Raw genomic sequence first — 18,007 nt, forward strand, 5'->3', positions numbered from 1 at the left:
ATGAAAGCAGTTACAAATGGGGATAAGGGGTTAGTGCTAATGAAGTTTAATCGGATCCGGTTTAATAAACGCAGCGTAATGTTTACTTGGTTTACTTCTTATATTTCCGTACTGCTCGTCCCAATCATCATAAGCGGAATTCTATACGCGGCTTCATGGCATGTGGTCGAATCGGAAGTAAATCGTGCCAATACGAACGCATTGAAGCAGATGGAATTGGCAATAGATAACAGTTTGGGAGGTATTGAGCGATTAAGTCTGGAAATTTCCCTCAATAAACAGGTAAATGCGTTTATCAATACCTCACTGCCGCTTTCGGATAACGATTATTACGATTTAGTCACCATTTCGAATGATTTGCGGGTGTACCAGACAGCGAATGAGTTCATTGAACAAATTTATCTGTATTACAAAAATAGCGATACGGTCATATCGACTCGTAATCGGACGGACGGCCGCCAATTGTTTCAGATGCTAGACGGACAAACCCTGAGAGGTTATGATGCTTGGAAGTCATTTCTAGACGATCGCTATGTCCAGGCCTATATGCCAGTGACGATGAAAGAGAATGACAATTCGTACAAAGCTGTTTTATTTGCCAAATCCGTTTCACTGGCGAATCGCGATCAGCCAGGAGCGGTGCTCCTATTTGTAATGAAAGATACGAAACTGCTTGCCAATCTTCCACCATCTGAAGCGACATCTGTTGCGCTGCTGGATAAAGAAAACCGACTTGTTGCTTCTAGTGGTCTTGAGCAAAGGCCGCAATTTCTTACCTATGACAAATTTACTGGTGAAAATGGACTCTTCTACGGGGATGTAGCCGGGGAGCAGGTCGCTGTATCCTATACCACCTCAGCTAGGACAGGTTGGAAATACATGTCGATGATTCCTGCTGAGCGCTTTGACGACAAGATGAGATACATGAAAAGGCTCGTGTATGCTAGCATTTTACTCAGTCTTCTGCTAGGCGGAGTGGTCACTTTCTTGTTCCTTCGCAAAAATTACAATCCGATTAATCTCCTTATCCGCAGCTTCTCAATGAAAGCAGGGATTTCATTTGCCGAGGGAACGAATGAGTATGGTTTCCTGCAAGATGCGCTCAACAATACATTCGCGGAGAAAGAGCAGGTTGATCGCCGTTTGCATCAGCACCGCGATGCTATTCGCTCGCATTTTCTGCAAGGGCTCCTAAAGGGGAATCTGGAGCAGGACATTCCAGTGCATGAATCACTCTCAGCGCACGATATTCGGCTGTCTTCGCCTCATTTTGCTGTACTCTTGTTCCATATCGATCATTTTGGCAAGTTCCAGGATGATGTCACGGTAGATCCACAGAAGGTGAAGTTGATGCAGTTCATCCTGATGAATGTGGTGGAAGAAGTGATCGGCAGCCAGCATCGAGGTTTCGTAACTGAAATGGATGACATGCAGGCATGTATTTTTAATTTTGGCACGGGGCAGGACCCAGAGGAGCTGCGGCGGGTTGCCGAGCAGGTGAAATTGTTCTTGCTTGACCATTTCCATGTCCATTTGACGGTGTCCATCAGCGGGATTCATTCCGAGCTGTTAGGAATTGCTGGGGCTTATCAAGAAGCGCTGTCGGCGATGGCTTATCGACTTGTGGTAGGGGGCGGAGAGATCATTCGATACGACGAATTACCGAGTTCCGAAGCTGCCCACCAGGCCGGAAACTATTATTACCCGTTGCATGTGGAGCAGCAATTGATTAATTTTGTCAAAACAGGCGATTATGAGAAGTCGAGCTCCATCATTGAGCAAATTATAGAAACAAATGCATCTAATGCGGTGTTGTCCGTCCCACTCGGCAAGTGCCTCATGTTTGATCTGGCTAGCACGATGTTGAAAACGATGAATGAAATCGGCTCGCAAGGTAATAAAGCATCCTTTATTGAACAGTTTCATCCTGTGGAACGACTTTTCGGATGCGAAACGATGAAAGAAATGAAAGGGGAAATCCTCTCGATTCTTGAGCAGGTCTGCCAATCCATCCAAGCTGAGCGCAAACAGGAGTACAGTCCGCTTGGCGAGCTTGTAAGCTCATTTGTGAAAGCCAACTATGCGGAAGATAATTTGAACATTTCGATGATTGGAGAGAAGTTTGGAATTACACCTTCTTATTTATCCAAACAATTTAAGGCACAAACCGGCGATGCACTGCTTGATTTTATTAGTCGAACACGGTTGGAAGAGGCCAAGAAGCTGCTAAGCGAACAATCGCTCTCCATTATGGAGATTGCACGGAAGGTGGGGTATGCGGATATCAATACGTTTAATCGAACCTTCAAGAAGTTTGAGGGCATTACGCCAGGGAAATACAAAGAACTAAAGTGAACTGTTACCGTTTGACATGGAGTCGTACAAGCTTGCTTGCGCGACTTTTCATTTTTTGCACAGTGATTTTGGATTCTGATGATTGCTTTCTATGGATTTTAAATAGGGATTTGCAGTTTTGACGATATTCAAAATGGTGCTTTAAGAGCCATACTGAAGGTACAGTGCTGCAACGAAATCAATCGCACTAGACAATATGAGGGGGATTCCACATGAGCAGTCGTTCAAAAAGAAAATCCATTAGCCTGGCACTAAGCGTTGTGGTCGCTTCCAGTATGTTCGCCGCATGTTCCAAAGAGGCAACGAAGTCTCCAAGTGAAACGGGAGCTACTACAACGACAGCACCAACTGCCGCAGCAGGCAAATATCCAATTGTTACGCAAGAAACACTAACATCTTGGGAGCAAATTAACCCGAACTTGACAACGTTATTTCCGAACCTTGGCGATTCCCCGTTTGGCAAGCGATTGGAGAGCGAAACCGGCGTTAAGGTCAAGTATACGCATCCTGCTGACGGTCAATCGAAGGAACAATTCAACTTGCTGATCGCTTCGAATAATCTACCGGATGTGATTGAATATAATTGGGGCGGCGGCGGAACGGCGGCGTATCCAGGTGGACCGGAGAAGGCGATTGCCGACAAGGTCATCCTTCCTCTTAACGACTTGATCGATAAGAATGCGCCTAATTTGAAGAAGCTGTTGCAACAGGATAAAGAGCTGGACAAAATGATTAAAACGGACAACGGCACCTACTACGCTTTTCCAATGATTCGTCCGGACAATGGCCTGGTTTTCCGCGGACCGATGCTTCGCAAAGACTGGCTGGATGAGATGAACCTCAAAGTGCCTACAACAATTGATGAATGGTACACCGTATTGAAAGCGTTTAAGGAGAAAAAAGGAGCATCCGCAGCTTTGACCGCTCAATACAGCAATGAATTGAATATCCAGGATGCTTTCATTGGCGCTTATAAAACAGCCAACCGTTTCTACGTTGATGATCAAGGTAAGGTGAAATACGGGCCGATCGATCCTCAATTCAAAGATGCGCTCACTCTGCTGAACAAATGGTATGCGGAAGGATTGTTGGATAAAGATTTTGCATTGAATACGGATTCCAAATCGCAGGATACGAAATTACTGAGCAACGCTTCCGGTGCGACAGTTGGCTTACTCAGTGCCGTGGGTAAATGGATGGATACGGGCAAGAAGACGAACCCGAACTACCAGCTAGTAGCTGCTCCATACCCGACGTTGAACAAAGGCGAACGTGCTTTCATCGGTCAACGTGACTTTAAATACAACCCAGCTGTAAGTAAAGCAGTTGCAGGGGATTCCAAACATGCGGAGCTGGCTGTCAAATGGATGGATTATGCGTTTGGCGAGAAGGGCGCATTGCTCTTCAACTTCGGTATTGAAGGCGAAAGCTATACGATGAACAATGGCGTGCCAACGTTTACTGATAAAATTACCAAAGATCCGAAATTCAGCCTGCAGCAAATGGTTTCCCAATATACGAAACCGAACGGTCCATTCTTGGGTGACAGCCGGAAGAGCTTCAATACGTACAAAGAGCAAGATGACGCTGTCAAGATTTGGGAGCAAACGGACGCTGCTAAGCATGTGATGCCTCCTTTCTTGACGCCGACAACAGAAGAAAGCAAAGAGTTGGCAAAATTGAGTACAGCGATTACGAGCTATAAAGAAGAAATGTTCGTTAAATTTGTCATGGGCAAAGAGCCGATCAGCAAATTCGATGACTATGTCAAACGGGTTAATGAAATGGGTATCGACAAGGTGACCCAAATTTATCAACAAGCGCTGGATCGATACAATAAGCGATAATTAGTTTACGGCAATTCTTGCGGGAGGATGAAAGGACTGTTCTAACCTTCCGCAAGAATAGGGCCGTGGCAGGAGAAGGTGATGCGATGAACACCATGATTTCCAAAACGAAGCCGGTTACAGCCGTTGAAGGGAAACGGAAAGTATTCCGTTTCGGGCTATTGCTGGATATACGTAAAAACAAACTGCTTTATGTGATGTTGCTGCCGGTTCTGCTGTATTATGTTGTCTTTCATTATGCACCCATGTATGGCGCCTTGATCGCTTTCAAGGATTACTCTCCAAGGATCGGTATTTGGGGGAGTGATTGGGTCGGGTTCGAGCATTTTGTTAATTTTTTTAACGGAGCCTACTTCTGGCGAACGATTAAGAATACGGTTCTGATCAGCTTCTACCAGTTGTTGTTCGGGTTCCCGGCGCCTATTATTTTGGCTCTTCTGCTGAATGAATTAAAGCATGCTTTGTTTAAAAGAATGGTACAGACCGTGACTTATATGCCGCATTTTATTTCCTTGATTGTCATTTGCGGGATTTTGAAAGATTTTACAACCAGCGATGGTGTCATCAACGATATCATTGCCTTCTTCGGGGGAGAACGCTCGACTTTCTTGCTTGAACCGAGTCTGTTCCGCACCGTTTATGTTTCTTCAGGGATCTGGCAAAATATCGGTTGGGGAACGATTATTTTTTTGGCGGCTTTAACCGGGATCGATCAAGAGCAGTACGAGGCAGCCAGAATCGATGGCGCTGGTCGCTGGAAACAAATGACAAACGTCACGCTGCCAGGGATTATGCCCATCATCATTATTTTGCTTATTCTCGACATTGGCAAGATGATGAATGTCGGGTTTGAGAAAATTATTTTGCTATACAATCCGGGCACGTATGAGACGGCAGACGTCATTTCTTCCTATGTGTACCGCGTTGGCCTGCAGGATTTCAATTATAGCTACAGTTCAGCGGTGGGCTTGTTTAACTCGGTCATCAACTTTGCCCTGCTCATTTCCTCCAACTGGCTGAGCCGCAAATTTAACGATACAAGCTTGTGGTAAAGGAGAGTGCATGATGATGCTGAACAAGACGAGCTTTGCAGAAAAATGCTTCGATACGATCAATGTTGTGCTGCTGATCCTAATGATGCTGCTTACCGTATATCCACTTATTTATGTGCTGTTTGCTTCGATTAGTGATGCAGGAAGCTTGATGGGCTATAAGGGCATGTTATGGCGACCCCTCGGTTTCTCGCTTGATGCTTATACGAATGTATTCCGCAATCCGATGATTGTAAGAGGCTACGGCAATACGCTGTTTGTCGTACTAGCTGGCTTGGTGCTGAACATTACGCTCACTGCGTTCGGGGCTTACGCTCTCTCGCGAAAGAGCTTGAAGTACCGCAAGCCGCTCATGTTGTTTATCATTTTTACCATGTTCTTTAGCGGTGGGTTGATCCCCCTTTACTTGACGGTCAAAGGTGTGGGATTAATCGATTCCTTATGGTCGCTTATTATTCCGACTGCCATCAATACGTTTAATCTGATTCTAATGAAGACGGCATTCGAAGCGATCCCAGATGCACTTGAGGAATCGGCCAAAATAGATGGAGCGAACGATTTCGTCATTCTCTTTCGGATTGTGCTCCCGCTCTCGATGCCCGTTATCGCGGTCATGCTGCTGTATTACGGCGTGGGCCATTGGAATTCCTGGTTTAATGCGATGATTTTCTTACAGGAGCGTTCGCTTTATCCATTGCAGCTAGTGCTGCGGGGGATTTTGCTGCAAGGGGAAACCAATGCCAATTCAGGCGCTTCCGATGACGATGCCGCCATGCTTGCCGCAACCTTGAAGTATGCGACGATCATCGTTGCGACGGTTCCGATTTTGTTCGTATATCCATTTTTACAGAAATACTTTGTGAAAGGTGCTCTGATCGGAGCCGTCAAAGGATAGAGGAGGGATCTTTGCGTGAAAGAAGTAAACAGCTCAGCGGTTAAACTAGAGGTTGATTGGGAAGCCTACATGGCCAATAACGATATGGAATGGGTAGTTAAGCCTGTTAGCTGGGACGAAGGAGCTTTTCTCGGTAATGGTTTGCTCGGCACGATGGTTTATGGTGAGGAGCATGCGAGTAAGCGAAATGTGCTTCGCATGGTGACCGGTCGTTCGGATGTGACGGCAATCCGCATGGACAAACCGGGATTCCCGCCCCGCGTTCAGCTTGGTGAGCTGGATCTGGAATTGGAAGGGAAGATCTATCATCCCACACAGATGCGCATTAGCTTGTGGAACGCTGAATTGAAGGCTACGCTGACGACAACAAGCGGAGAGGTCAAGCTGCGCTCACTCGTTCACAGTCTTGATCCGGTGATCGCCATAGAGATCGAGACGACAGAAGGAGAAAGTGGTGCTCGGTTTGCCTGGTATCCCTTTCCAGAAGTCGATCCTGTTCTGAAGAACGCAGACGGCGTGAATTTAAATCAATATGTGCCGCAGACGGAAGTAGCCTATACGGAAGATGAGGATGGCATCCGCGTGTGTACTCAGCGGTATTCGGGCGAAGATGGCTGCGTAACCGCTTGGAAGGACGTGCAGGTTTCACCGAATCGGCGCATCTGCTGGCTGTCCATTGCACAGGGGCATAGTGAAGCGACAAAAGCTGAAGCTGTAGAGGCGGTGGCGCAGGCTTCAGCAGCGAATTTCGAAGAATGGGTGCAAGCACATAGGGATTGGTGGCACCGCTATTACCAGCAAAGCTTCGTTTCGTTGCCGGACGGACGATTGGAAAGCTTTTACTGGATACAAATGTATAAGTTGGCTTCAGCTACGCGCGTAGACAAACCCTTGATTGATAATCAAGGTCCTTGGCTTACATCGACGCCTTGGCCAGGTGTCTGGTTCAATATGAATGTACAGATGAGTTATTCACCGGTGTATACGGCTAATCGTTTGGAGATGGGAGAATCTCTTGTTCATTCGTTGCATGCGAATAGGCATCAGCTGATTCGCAATGTGCCTGGACCTTTCCAGCACGATTCGGCTGGTTTAGGGCGAAGCTGCAGCTTCGACTTGCAGACGAATGTAGAGGATGAGATTGGCAATTTAACGTGGATTTGTCATAACGTGTGGCGGCACTACCGATATACCATGGATGATGGCATGTTGGAGGAAGTGTTATTTCCGATTCTCAAGCGGAGTGTGAATTATTATATCCATCTGCTGGAGGAGGGAGAGGACGGTTGCTTGCATCTGCCTCCGACGATATCTCCCGAGTACGGCTCGTTCATGCGGACGACGGTGCCGGACTGCCATTATGATCTTTCCTTGCTGCGCTGGGGCTGTGAGACCTTGCTTGCGATATGCAAGAGGTTGAGCATTAGCGATCCGCTTAATCCGAAATGGGAAGACATTCTTACGCGTTTGGTTCCGCTGCCTGTCGATGAGACTGGCTTTATGGTGGGACGCGAAATGCCACTTGCTTACGGGCATCGTCACTTTAGTCATTTGCTGGCGATTTTCCCGCTGCATCTGATCAGCGGAGAAACAGAGGAAGAGCGGGCTTTAATCGCAACTTCTCTGCGTCATTGGCTGGCGAAAGAAGGCGACCTGCGTGGCTTCAGTATGACCGGAGCGGCATCGATTGCTGCAGTCCTTGGATGGGGAGATGAGGCGATGCGGCTTCTGCAATCGCTGCTGCTCATCATCAAGCCGAATACGATGTACAAGGAAGCGGGACCGGTGATCGAAACGCCGCTGGCCGGTGCGGAATCGATCCAGGATATGCTGCTTCAGAGCTGGGGCGCTAAGCTGCGGGTATTTCCAGCTGTGCCAGAAGCGTGGACAGAGCTGGCCTTCCATGACTTGCGAGGAGAAGGCGCCTTCTTGGTCAGCGCTGTCCGCAAGGATAGTTCCACACAGTGGATCAGAGTGAAGAGCTTGGCTGGAGAAGCATGTCTGATCAAGACGGGCTGGCATGGACGGATTCGATGGAACATCATCGGCGTGGACGGCACGGAGCGAGTGTCTGGTGAAACGGTTATCCACGATGAACTATCACTGGAGTTGAAGAAGGGTGAAGAGGCTTTTCTCTACCCAGGTGAAGAGGTTCCTGATTTCCATGTACGTCCGGTCGGAGGAAGGGACGAGGTTGTGCGCTACTTCGGCGGACACAAGCCTTGGCGGTTATACGGGTTTCACTCAGACAAATAAAGAGGTAAATAGTTCTGGCACGATAATGGAATGAAAATGAGGCTGTCCCATAAGTAGATTCTTCTACTTTAGGACGGCTTTATTTATGTAGACACATTTTATTGTATCAGGCATGCCAAGGGGGAAGACTTATCTCGTGTCAAATAGCAGAGTGTGATGGTGTGTTACTTTAATTAAAATGAGGTGTACTTCAAGCTTCATTTAGACTCTGTGAATCATCTCGCTGAACTGGTGTATGACGTTAAGGAACGCAGTGTCCGATTAACCGCTTCAGCAGAGTATACGTATCATCTTCTATTGGCCGATGTAACTGTTAGAGCGGATGCTGTGAGCAACGTGCAAACGAATAACTGGCCTGTGAGCTCCCTGGAGGCTATCCAAACTGATTTTGAAGATTTCGGCTTATTTTGCAGTGTTCTTGTAATAGGATTGCGCATCGATTCGAAGTAAACGACGCAAATTGAAATATACACCGACGCTCAACTATCGTACTGTTCAGGTAGATGCCGCTCTTCCACTATCGATTACTTGTTGTAGTGGAAGTAGCGTTCAATTTACGAAGTTAATCGGAGGTAGGTTATTGATATGAAGAAACTCAAAGTTGGGGTCATTGGGCTTGGTGAGGTTGCTCAAATAATTCATTTGCCGATCCTAGAATCACTAAGCGAATGTTATGAAATAGTTGCGATCTGTGATATATCTCCCCGTTTAGTGCAGTGGGCAGGTTCTCGATATGGTGTCCACCAGCAGTACACAGATGCATTGGAGCTTGTTAAGCAGTCTGATCTTGACGCTGTTTTTATCCTAAATAGCAACGAGTATCATACGACATGTGCGATTGCTGCAATCAAGCAGAAGAAACATGTGTTTATTGAAAAACCGATGACGATGACCCAGCAAGAGGCAGACGCGATCATAGAAGCACGAGATGAATATGGTGTGAAGGTTATGGTTGGCTATATGCGCCGGTATGCACCGGCATTTACACAGGCTGCCCAGGATGTCAGAGATATGGGGCGCATTCAATATGCGGTAATTCGTGGCATTATTGGGATGAATCATTTTTTTACGAATCAAACAAGCACTGTGCATCGCTTTACAGACATTCCGTCTGAAGCGGCTATCGAACGCAAAACCATCCATCAACGATTGATGAAGCAAGCGATTGGTGAAGTTCCGCAGGAGATCTATAATGCCTATTCGTTGCTGCTTGGCTTAGGTTCACATGATATTTCAGCAATGCGCGAGCTTATTGGTGTCCCGAATCGCGTCGTTTCCGCTGTGCAATGGCAAGGGGGTTCGTGTATGGCAGCTACCTTTGAATACGATGGCTTCTACGCGACGTATGAAACGGGCCTGGATCAAAACCGACGTTTCGATGCCCATATCGAGGTGTTCGGATCCACGAAACAGTTGAAAATACAGTACAACACACCCTATATCCGGCATTTGCCAACGACCTTACATGTAGGTGAAACGGTAGGAGAAGCTTACGAGGAGCGTGTCCATCGGCCGACGTTTAAAGATCCCTACACCATTGAAATGGAAATTTTCCATGAATCCATCACGCAGGATAAGAGCCTGAAGACGACACCGGAAGACTATAAGCAGGATTTGACGATATTCAAAATGATGGTCGATCAAATGCTGATCACCTATAAACCGCAATAGAGGGAGGATCATTTGACAAATGACGGTCATCGCGAAGCGAAAAAAGGTATCGGAACCTTGCTGATGTCGTGTATACAGCTGTGAAGCATGCAAAAGTGCAAAAGTACAACCTTTCTCATCGAAATTGCCTCTCAATCTGAAATGCTTGCGAAAGGGCAACGATTTCCGCCGACACGCACCCCATTGGCACTTTTCGGTCCAAAAGGTTGCCTATTTGCACGCATTCATCTACTTTGAGCCATTTTCCCCGAAAATAAGTGTACTTTTGCATCTTTGACTTCTGAGACATTCAATACTATCCCAGTGTGCATTTGTTTGTGTGTGTTTTAAACTCATCATTGACTTCAAAGGAAGAATGTGCGACCATAATCTAAACGTTTAGAATTTGTTGAGGTGTGAGTGAATGAAAGCTACCATCAAGGATGTAGCCAGAGAGGCGAAGGTATCTACTGCCACGGTTTCTTTTGTCGTCAATGGGATCGATAAGGTGAAGAAGAATACAAAAGAACGCGTTCTGCTAGCTATTCAGAAATTGAATTATGTCCCAGACCAAGCTGCTCGAACGATGATCAAAAAGAAAACAAAGACGGTTGGCTTAATCGTACCGCTTCTTACGAACGAGTACTGGGCGGAGCTTGCTGAACAAATTCAAGAAGAACTTATTCTTAGGGGTTATACGCTGATGATTTGCACGGCAGGGATGAAGTCGGCTGAGCTTACGATCAACTCGCTGCTTGAAAGAAACGTGGATGGGGTTATTCTAGGTGGGCGAATCGTGAGTGATCCTGATGACCACTACATTCAGATGTTTATGGATCGTAGGATCCCACTCGTTTCGATTGCACCGATCCATAAAGATGTCACTTCTGTGTGGGGAGATAATTTGAACAGCTCCAGAGAAGTCGTGGAACATCTCATTCAACAAGGTCACACGAAAATTGCCTACATCGGATCGATGTCAACCGGTATTGGACGCGAGTTGGGCTATCGGAATGCGTTAGCTATCGCAGAAATACCAGTCGATGAAGCACTTGTTAGAAACGGGAAATCCGAGGAAGTACACAATTTCAGTCAGTACGGCTATCAAACAATGAAGCAACTGGTTGCAGACAAGTGTGAATTCACGGCATTATTTGGCGCGAATGATCTGATTGCCATTGGTGCGATCAAAGCGTTGCAGGAGTCGGGACTTCGCGTTCCTCATGACGTGGCTGTCGCAGGGTTTGATGATATTGCTATGGCTGCGCTCTATAGTCCAGCCATAACGACAGTTAAGCAACCTATTGGTGAGATGGCAGGCTCAGTGGTTGCGGCACTCATTGAACAAATTGAACAACCCGATGGGCAATCCATCGCACGAAAAATTACATTCCCGATGACAGTGGTCGTGCGCGAAAGCTCCATCTTCCCAAAAGGCGGATACAAGAACTAACTGTATCGCTTTTTCACGAAATCTAAACGTTTAGATTATATCGTCGAAAATCCCAATTTCAAGGAGAGATATACGTATGACAGTGAAAACGTTAAACGTCGGCATTATCGGTCTTGGAGAAGTCGCGCAAGTGATTCATTTACCTGTACTAGAAACGCTTCCTATGCAGTTCCGTATTGCAGCTTTATGCGATATTTCGCCAAAGCTAGTAGCCCATTTAGGTGACAAATATAACGTAGAAAATCTATACACAGACGCTGCGGAGCTAGTCAAGCAACCGGATCTGGATATCGTTTTCGTGTTGAATAGTGATGAATACCATGCAGAATGTGCGATTGCAGCTGCGAATCATAAGAAGCATGTGTTGATCGAGAAGCCGATGTGTTTAACGGAGAGCGAAGCTGACGCCATCATTGAAGCCCAACAACGCAATGGGGTGAAAATCATGGTTGGCTATATGCGCAGATACGCGGCATCCTTCGTGGAAGCGGTAAAGCAAATTGGCGGCTTTGAGAATATCCAATATGCGAGAGTAAGGGATATCATTGGACCCAACCGCTTATTCGTTAAGCCAACGAGTCATGTCGTTTCCTTTGATGATATTCCGGAAACGTTGAAGGCGGATAAGCGTCATAGAAGTGAGAAATTAGTGAAGGAAGCGACGGGGGGGAACGCGGAATCACCAAATGGTCAGTTATATCGCCTACTTTGCGGCTTATCTAGTCATGATCTTTCCGCTATGCGCGAAGCGCTTGGTATGCCCAAAGGGATCGTTGGTGCTAAAGTAACGAACAATGGCAGTTTATTTTTGACGGCGATCTTCGATTACGATCAATTTGCAGTTACATTCGAAACGGGTACAGACGGTCAGGGACGCTTCGATGCTCATTTGGAAGTATATGCGACGCATAAATCTGTCCGTGTTCAATACGATACACCCTATATTCGCCATCTTCCTACGAAGCTCCATGTGCATGAAACGGTCGGCGAAGCCTATACTGAATCTGTGATTCGTCCTACTTGGACAGACTCGTACACCTTAGAGCTGCAATACCTGTACGACGTGATCACGCAGGATTTAACACCGAAGACGACCCCAGAGGATTATAAGCAAGATCTTGTTATTTTCAAAATGATCCTGGATGCGCTATCGCGCAATGAAATCTAAACGTTTAAATTTTGAAGTGTTATCTGCTGAAAGGAGGAACTTATGCGTAAAATTACTGTAGGCATTATTGGAACAGGATTTATCGGACCTGCTCATATCGAAGCGATAAGAAGGCTGGGATTCGTAGAAGTTGTGGCTATCGCGGAATCTAATCTCGCTTCAGCCGAGAAGAAAGCTCAGCGGTTAGGCATTCCCAAAGCTTACGGAGATTATCGAGAACTGCTACAGGATCCGGACATCGAGGTTGTACACAACTGCACACCTAATTATCTTCATTTTCAAATTAATAAGGAGGCTATCTTAGCTGGCAAGCATATTTTGTCAGAGAAGCCCCTGGCGATCTCAAGTGTAGAGTCTGCGGAGCTAGTGGCTCTAGCGAAATCCAAGGGTATTGTACATGGCGTCAATTTCAACTATAGACAATTCCCAATTCTACGGCAGCTTGCCTCTATGATTCAACGGGATGATCTGGGGCCAATTCATCTTATTCATGGCAGTTATCTGCAGGACTGGTTACTCTATGAAACGGACTATAATTGGCGACTTGCTCCGGAAATTGGTGGTGCATCTAGAGCTGTTGCAGATATTGGCTCTCACTGGTGCGATACCATTCAATATGTCACAGGTAAAAAAGTGGTTGAAGTATTTGCCGATTTGGCAACGGTCATTCCGATCAGGAAAAAACCTATTCACCAAGTAACGACATATGCTTCTCAAGGGGGCACCGCGGTTGACTATGAGGATGCCGCCATTGTAACGGAAGACTATGCATCTGTTTTACTTCGCTTTGATGATGGCGCCAAAGGAGTCTTTTCCGTTTCACAAGTGAGTGCGGGAAGGAAGAATAAGCTTAGCTTTGAACTAAACGGCAGCAAAAAGTCTGCATGTTGGAACCAAGAAGAAGCTGAAAAGTTGTGGATCGGCCATCGAGACCAAGCTAATGAAGTGCTATTAGCTGACCCAGCCCTCTTTTTACAAGAAGCACGTTCAACCATCCATCATCCTGGGGGGCATAACGAAGGCTGGCCAGACTCGGTCAAACATATGATGTTACACTTCTATTCTTTCCTTAGGGAAGGGAAAGATCCGTTAACAGAGCAGCCTAACTTTGCGACCTTTGAGGATGGGCACTGCTCTATGTTGATTACTGAAGCCATATTGGATAGTTATGCGAAGGGGCAATGGGTGAAAGTAAAGCAGACTGGGGGATGACATAAGAGGATGTAACATATAACGCCCAAGCCGCACCTCGGCTCCAAGCTGAGCCTATTCCCAACTCTTGTCCGCCAAAGATTGCTAGATGTATGAATCAGATGCGAGTTTATCACATTCAATTCCTCCTGCGATACATAGCCGGTGTTACACCTGTTTTCTCTTTAAATAGTCGATAGAATCTTTTCGGATCCTGAATCCCAACGGCTGCGGCGATATCTGCAATGGATAGGACGCGGTGGGAAGGATCAGCCAATAGTCGGCAGCTTTGGTTGATTCGCTCATGAGAGATCAGCTCCGAAAGGGACGTACCTGTATGTTCGGTAATAATGCGTTGTAATTGTCTTGTACCAATTCCCACCTCTTTAGCTAAACTAGCTAAGGTAATCTTGTCAGCTAATCGGCTTCGAATCGACCGTAGGACAGTTTCCAATCTGTCTTGATTGGGAGAGGATGAAGCTTCTTTGTGTTCTATGGCGCGCTCCATGACGATGAGCAGCTGGAGGAGAAGTCCGCACATCATGGTTTCGTAGCCAGTCCGCTTCTGTTGGAATTCACTTAATAGAGATGACATCGCTTGTTCGAACTCTCCCGATTGTTCTCTCATTTGCAGCCATTGACCGCCATGCGCAACCAGATCATTGAACCTGTACATGTAGTACTGGTCTGGCAGAATGGAGGTAAGGAAATGAAATAGCGATGCATCGAAGATGCAGTTGCCTATCCGCAGTGGCTTATTCGGATGGGGAGATGAGGGGCGGAAAATATGGGAGATGCCAATAGGAATGAAAAATAAATCACCTTTACTGACGCGGATCGTCTGATCTCCAATATAGTGAAACCCGCTCCCCTCCCATACATAGCTGATTTCATAGAAATCATGCAAATGTTCAGGAAGATCGAAATGTTCATAAACTTTATTGACGAATATAGCAAATCCATTCTCAAAAAACTCTTCGCCTTTCTCAACGTGCATATCAGGTCTGCGCATAGGAACTCCCTTACTTCGATTAGGATAATGTCATCATATACCTAGTATATGTCGTAATCAACCAATAACATTGCTCCTCCCTTTTTTTATAATTAAAGAGAGATAGGAACGTAAGGAGGACGCTAACGCGATGACAATGACGAATTGGCAAGCCCAGTGGATTTGGGGAGATGGAGAAGAAAGTCCGCGGAATGAATGGAGATGTTTTCGCAAAACGTTCGAAGTTCCGCACAGCGAGGGGCTAAGTAATCCTACAGCTTCGCTGAGAATTACAGCGGATTCAAGATATGTTCTCACGGTCAATGGCACCCAGGTGGGGAGAGGGCCGGTTCGCTCTTGGCCTTTTGAATTAGCCTACGATACGTATGAAATCGGTCATTTACTAAAACCAGGCGAAATGAACACTGTAGCTGTTCTCGTTATGCATTTCGGTGTTTCCACCTTCTACTATGTAAGGGGGCGCGGGGGCTTACTGGCGGAATTGAACGATTCTGAGGGAAATGTGCTCGCAGCGACAGATGCAACCTGGCTAACATCTGGGCATGTGGGACATCATCCACGTGCTTCGAGAGCATCTTGTCAGCATGCTTTTGCCGAATATATAGATGCAAGTCGCTGGGATTCGTCATGGATGCAGAGGGAGTATGACCCTATAAACTGGATGCAATCGGTCGTGCTTGGGCCTGTTGGCATGGAACCGTGGACGGTGGTAAAACCGCGTGATATTCCTCTTTTGACGGAAGAAATCATTACGCCAGTTCGAGTCGAATCTCTCGCGAAGATCAAAACGTTTCAGGTGACAGCGACACTAGATATCCGGAACGGTTGGATAGACGGAAGCGAAGTTCATGCGAATCGCATTCATTTCCTTGGTTACACAGCGACATCCCTTGTGTCCAGCAAAGCCGGCAAGGTGACGATTGGTTTCCTTCAAAGCGGAGAATGTTTCAAAGCCCTATCGCTAAACGGGGAGTGGATTGAGAGTAATCGCATCTATGGTTCGGCGCCAGAACGATATGTGGACGTTGATCTTCAGGCAGGAGATAATCTGCTCCTGATTGATGTGTCTAGTCATATTCATACAGGCAAGCTACAGATTGGCTTATACGCGGAGAAAGATCAAGTAGTCTCCTTCCAGGCGCCAGCAAACTACCGAGAACATGCGGAATCTGCTTGGCTCAGAATAGGACCTTTCGATGCCGTTGAGTTAATTGATCACCAACGTGTTCGCGCCTTGGAGTCGGAACATCCGAGCTACCTAGAACTGCACGATAACGTGAGAACTGTGGAAGATTTAAGCGTGTACAAGGATTGGATTCAACCTGTAAATCCTAAGTACGTGTCTGAGGTAGATGTATTTGCGCTAAGTGTTTGGAGAAAAGAAAACATTCGCTACGCAGTTCCTCCCCAGCTGCAAAATGCGATTATTCCAAACGCGGAAGCAGCTAGCGTACCTGTTTTCGAAGGATACGATACGGAAGTGTTATTTGATTTAGGGAAAGAATATTCCGGTTATTTGGCCTTCGAGGTGGAAGCCAATGAGGGAGATATCCTAGATTGGTATGGCTTCGAGTATATGGCTGGTGAGTACAGACAGGACATGTTTGGACTTGACCATACGCTTCGTTATGTATGCAAAGCGGGCCGCCAGCGCTATGAAACTCCGATTCGGCGAGGTTTTCGATATGTGTCCATGACGGTACGAGGAGCTAAGCAGTCGATTAAACTCTACAACGTCACGATGATTCAGAGTAATTATCCCGTTGCAGAAGTCGGGCAATTCACGTGTTCGGACGAACTCTTGAATGATATTTGGGAAATATCCCGCCACACAACGAAGGTGTGTATGGAGGATACTTTCGTAGATTGTCCTGCTTTTGAGCAGGTATTCTGGGTTGGAGACAGTCGGAATGAAGCTTTAGTAAGTAACTATTTATATGGTGTGCAAGATATTGTTAAACGCTGCTTAAGCCTTGTACCCGGTTCTAAGCACCAAACCCCGTTGTTCGCAGACCAAGTGCCTAGCGGGTGGAGCAGTGTGATTCCCAATTGGACGTTCTTCTGGGCGATTGCTTGTGCAGAATATTACGATCAGACGGCAGATGAATCATTTGCTTCGGAGATGTATGGACATATCCGATTTACACTCGAGCATTATTTAACGAACATTAATGATCAAGGCCTCTTTGCGATTAAAGGCTGGAATCTACTCGACTGGTCACCGATTGATCAGCCGAATGACGGCATTGTCACGCACCAAAATATGTTTCTAGCGCATACGTTAAGAGTTGGCGCACGAATGGCACGCATTTCAGGCGATGATCAGGGAGTTGCTTTATTCGAAGATGCGGCACTGCGACTGGAAACAGCCATCAACAACCATTTGTGGAATGAGGATGCATTGGCGTATATCGATTGCATCCATGCGGATGGAAGACGTTCGCAAGTTGTGAGTATGCAGACACAGGTAGTTGCCTCCTTAACTGGCGTAGCGTTCGGTGACCGAAAACAGAAGATCGACAGTTACCTCGTGTCTCCGCCGTCTCATTTTGTGCAAATTGGTAGTCCATTTATGTCGTTCTTCTATTACGAAGCGCTTGCGAAATTGGGGGAAGTTGATCTCGTGCTAGCGGATATTCGCCATAACTATGGGATGATGATTCGCAATGGAGCGACAACATGTTGGGAACAGTATCCGAATTTCCTTGAAAATCGTGCGAATCCGAATATGCTTACCCGTAGTCATTGTCATGCCTGGTCTTCGGCTCCCGCATATTTCTTGGGCAGGGAAGTGCTAGGTGTGAGAAGTCTTGCACCCGGATGGTCAGAGATCGAAGTTGCGCCAGCACCGAGTGGATTGACATGGGCGAAGGGGAGCGTTCCACATCCAGCAGGGGGACGAATCGATGTGTCCTGGACGGTGAACGAAGCTAGTAAAACGATGGAACTTACCGTTAGTTATCCGGCAAGTGTGTCTGTTCAAGTTCGGATGCCAGAAGGCTATACAGGCAATGTGAAAGAATTGAAACTGCAGCTTCTTGAATAGGGAAAAGGTTTGCCTGTTATGTTTAGGGACATAGTGGGCAAACCTTTTGTGTAGTTCTGTTGGGTGACAAGAATATAGTCCC

The 18,007-nt window shown here is 46.5% G+C and carries 11 protein-coding genes; 10 read left to right on the top strand and 1 reads right to left on the bottom strand.

Annotation, left to right across the window (positions count from 1 at the left end):
- Positions 1 to 39: 39 nt before the first annotated feature.
- The 9 genes from ASL11_RS22065 (at position 40) to ASL11_RS22110 (ending at position 13,888) form a co-directional block, all read left to right on the top strand.
- Positions 40 to 2,355 (top strand): helix-turn-helix domain-containing protein, encoded by a 2,316-nt coding sequence (locus tag ASL11_RS22065; protein WP_056619733.1) that lies wholly within the window; start codon positions 40 to 42, stop codon positions 2,353 to 2,355.
- Between the two features lie 212 nt (positions 2,356 to 2,567).
- Positions 2,568 to 4,202 (top strand): extracellular solute-binding protein, encoded by a 1,635-nt coding sequence (locus tag ASL11_RS22070; protein ID WP_056619735.1) that lies wholly within the window; start codon positions 2,568 to 2,570, stop codon positions 4,200 to 4,202.
- An 86-nt stretch (positions 4,203 to 4,288) separates the two neighbouring features.
- A complete protein-coding gene (locus tag ASL11_RS22075) occupies positions 4,289 to 5,254 on the top strand; it encodes an ABC transporter permease (protein WP_442953078.1) in 966 nt (321 codons plus the stop codon).
- A 16-nt stretch (positions 5,255 to 5,270) separates the two neighbouring features.
- Positions 5,271 to 6,149 carry a carbohydrate ABC transporter permease gene (locus ASL11_RS22080; RefSeq protein WP_056620249.1) on the top strand — a complete coding sequence of 293 codons (879 nt, stop codon included), beginning with the start codon at positions 5,271 to 5,273 and terminating at the stop codon, positions 6,147 to 6,149.
- Between the two features lie 15 nt (positions 6,150 to 6,164).
- Complete coding sequence (locus tag ASL11_RS22085) at positions 6,165 to 8,405, top strand: glycosyl hydrolase family 95 catalytic domain-containing protein (protein ID WP_056619738.1); 2,241 nt, start codon at positions 6,165 to 6,167, stop codon at positions 8,403 to 8,405.
- Positions 8,406 to 8,990: 585 nt separating this feature from the next.
- On the top strand, positions 8,991 to 10,076 hold the full coding sequence (locus tag ASL11_RS22095) for a Gfo/Idh/MocA family protein (protein ID WP_082595682.1): 1,086 nt from the start codon (positions 8,991 to 8,993) through the stop codon (positions 10,074 to 10,076).
- A gap of 403 nt (positions 10,077 to 10,479) precedes the next feature.
- Complete coding sequence (locus ASL11_RS22100; RefSeq protein WP_056619743.1) at positions 10,480 to 11,508, top strand: LacI family DNA-binding transcriptional regulator; 1,029 nt, start codon at positions 10,480 to 10,482, stop codon at positions 11,506 to 11,508.
- Between the two features lie 76 nt (positions 11,509 to 11,584).
- Complete coding sequence (locus ASL11_RS22105) at positions 11,585 to 12,676, top strand: Gfo/Idh/MocA family protein (protein WP_056619746.1); 1,092 nt, start codon at positions 11,585 to 11,587, stop codon at positions 12,674 to 12,676.
- A gap of 42 nt (positions 12,677 to 12,718) precedes the next feature.
- Entirely contained in the window at positions 12,719 to 13,888 is a 1,170-nt protein-coding gene (locus ASL11_RS22110; RefSeq protein WP_056619749.1) for a Gfo/Idh/MocA family protein, read from the top strand.
- A gap of 118 nt (positions 13,889 to 14,006) precedes the next feature.
- Here ASL11_RS22110 and ASL11_RS22115 read toward each other — a convergent pair whose 3' ends face one another.
- Positions 14,007 to 14,879: an AraC family transcriptional regulator gene (locus ASL11_RS22115; RefSeq protein WP_056619752.1), complete on the bottom strand. Its 873-nt coding sequence runs from the start codon at positions 14,877 to 14,879 to the stop codon at positions 14,007 to 14,009.
- A gap of 130 nt (positions 14,880 to 15,009) precedes the next feature.
- Here ASL11_RS22115 and ASL11_RS22120 point away from each other — a divergent pair, with 130 nt between their 5' ends.
- Positions 15,010 to 17,925, top strand: a complete 2,916-nt coding sequence (locus tag ASL11_RS22120) for a family 78 glycoside hydrolase catalytic domain (protein ID WP_056619755.1) — start codon at positions 15,010 to 15,012, stop codon at positions 17,923 to 17,925.
- The last annotated feature ends 82 nt before the right edge of the window (positions 17,926 to 18,007 follow it).

It is taken from the genome of Paenibacillus sp. Soil750 (assembly GCF_001428045.1).
Lineage (GTDB): Bacteria > Bacillota > Bacilli > Paenibacillales > NBRC-103111 > Paenibacillus_E > Paenibacillus_E allorhizoplanae.

Bases quoted from the DNA above. Each gene is read 5' to 3' on its own strand.
- ASL11_RS22065 (WP_056619733.1), top strand. From the start codon at position 40: ATGAAGTTTAATCGGATCCGGTTTAATAAACGCAGCGTAATGTTTACT.
- ASL11_RS22070 (WP_056619735.1), top strand. From the start codon at position 2,568: ATGAGCAGTCGTTCAAAAAGAAAATCCATTAGCCTGGCACTAAGCGTT.
- ASL11_RS22075 (WP_442953078.1), top strand. From the start codon at position 4,289: ATGAACACCATGATTTCCAAAACGAAGCCGGTTACAGCCGTTGAAGGG.
- ASL11_RS22080 (WP_056620249.1), top strand. From the start codon at position 5,271: ATGCTGAACAAGACGAGCTTTGCAGAAAAATGCTTCGATACGATCAAT.
- ASL11_RS22095 (WP_082595682.1), top strand. From the start codon at position 8,991: ATGAAGAAACTCAAAGTTGGGGTCATTGGGCTTGGTGAGGTTGCTCAA.
- ASL11_RS22100 (WP_056619743.1), top strand. From the start codon at position 10,480: ATGAAAGCTACCATCAAGGATGTAGCCAGAGAGGCGAAGGTATCTACT.
- ASL11_RS22105 (WP_056619746.1), top strand. From the start codon at position 11,585: ATGACAGTGAAAACGTTAAACGTCGGCATTATCGGTCTTGGAGAAGTC.
- ASL11_RS22110 (WP_056619749.1), top strand. From the start codon at position 12,719: ATGCGTAAAATTACTGTAGGCATTATTGGAACAGGATTTATCGGACCT.
- ASL11_RS22115 (WP_056619752.1), bottom strand. From the start codon at position 14,879: ATGCGCAGACCTGATATGCACGTTGAGAAAGGCGAAGAGTTTTTTGAG.
- ASL11_RS22120 (WP_056619755.1), top strand. From the start codon at position 15,010: ATGACAATGACGAATTGGCAAGCCCAGTGGATTTGGGGAGATGGAGAA.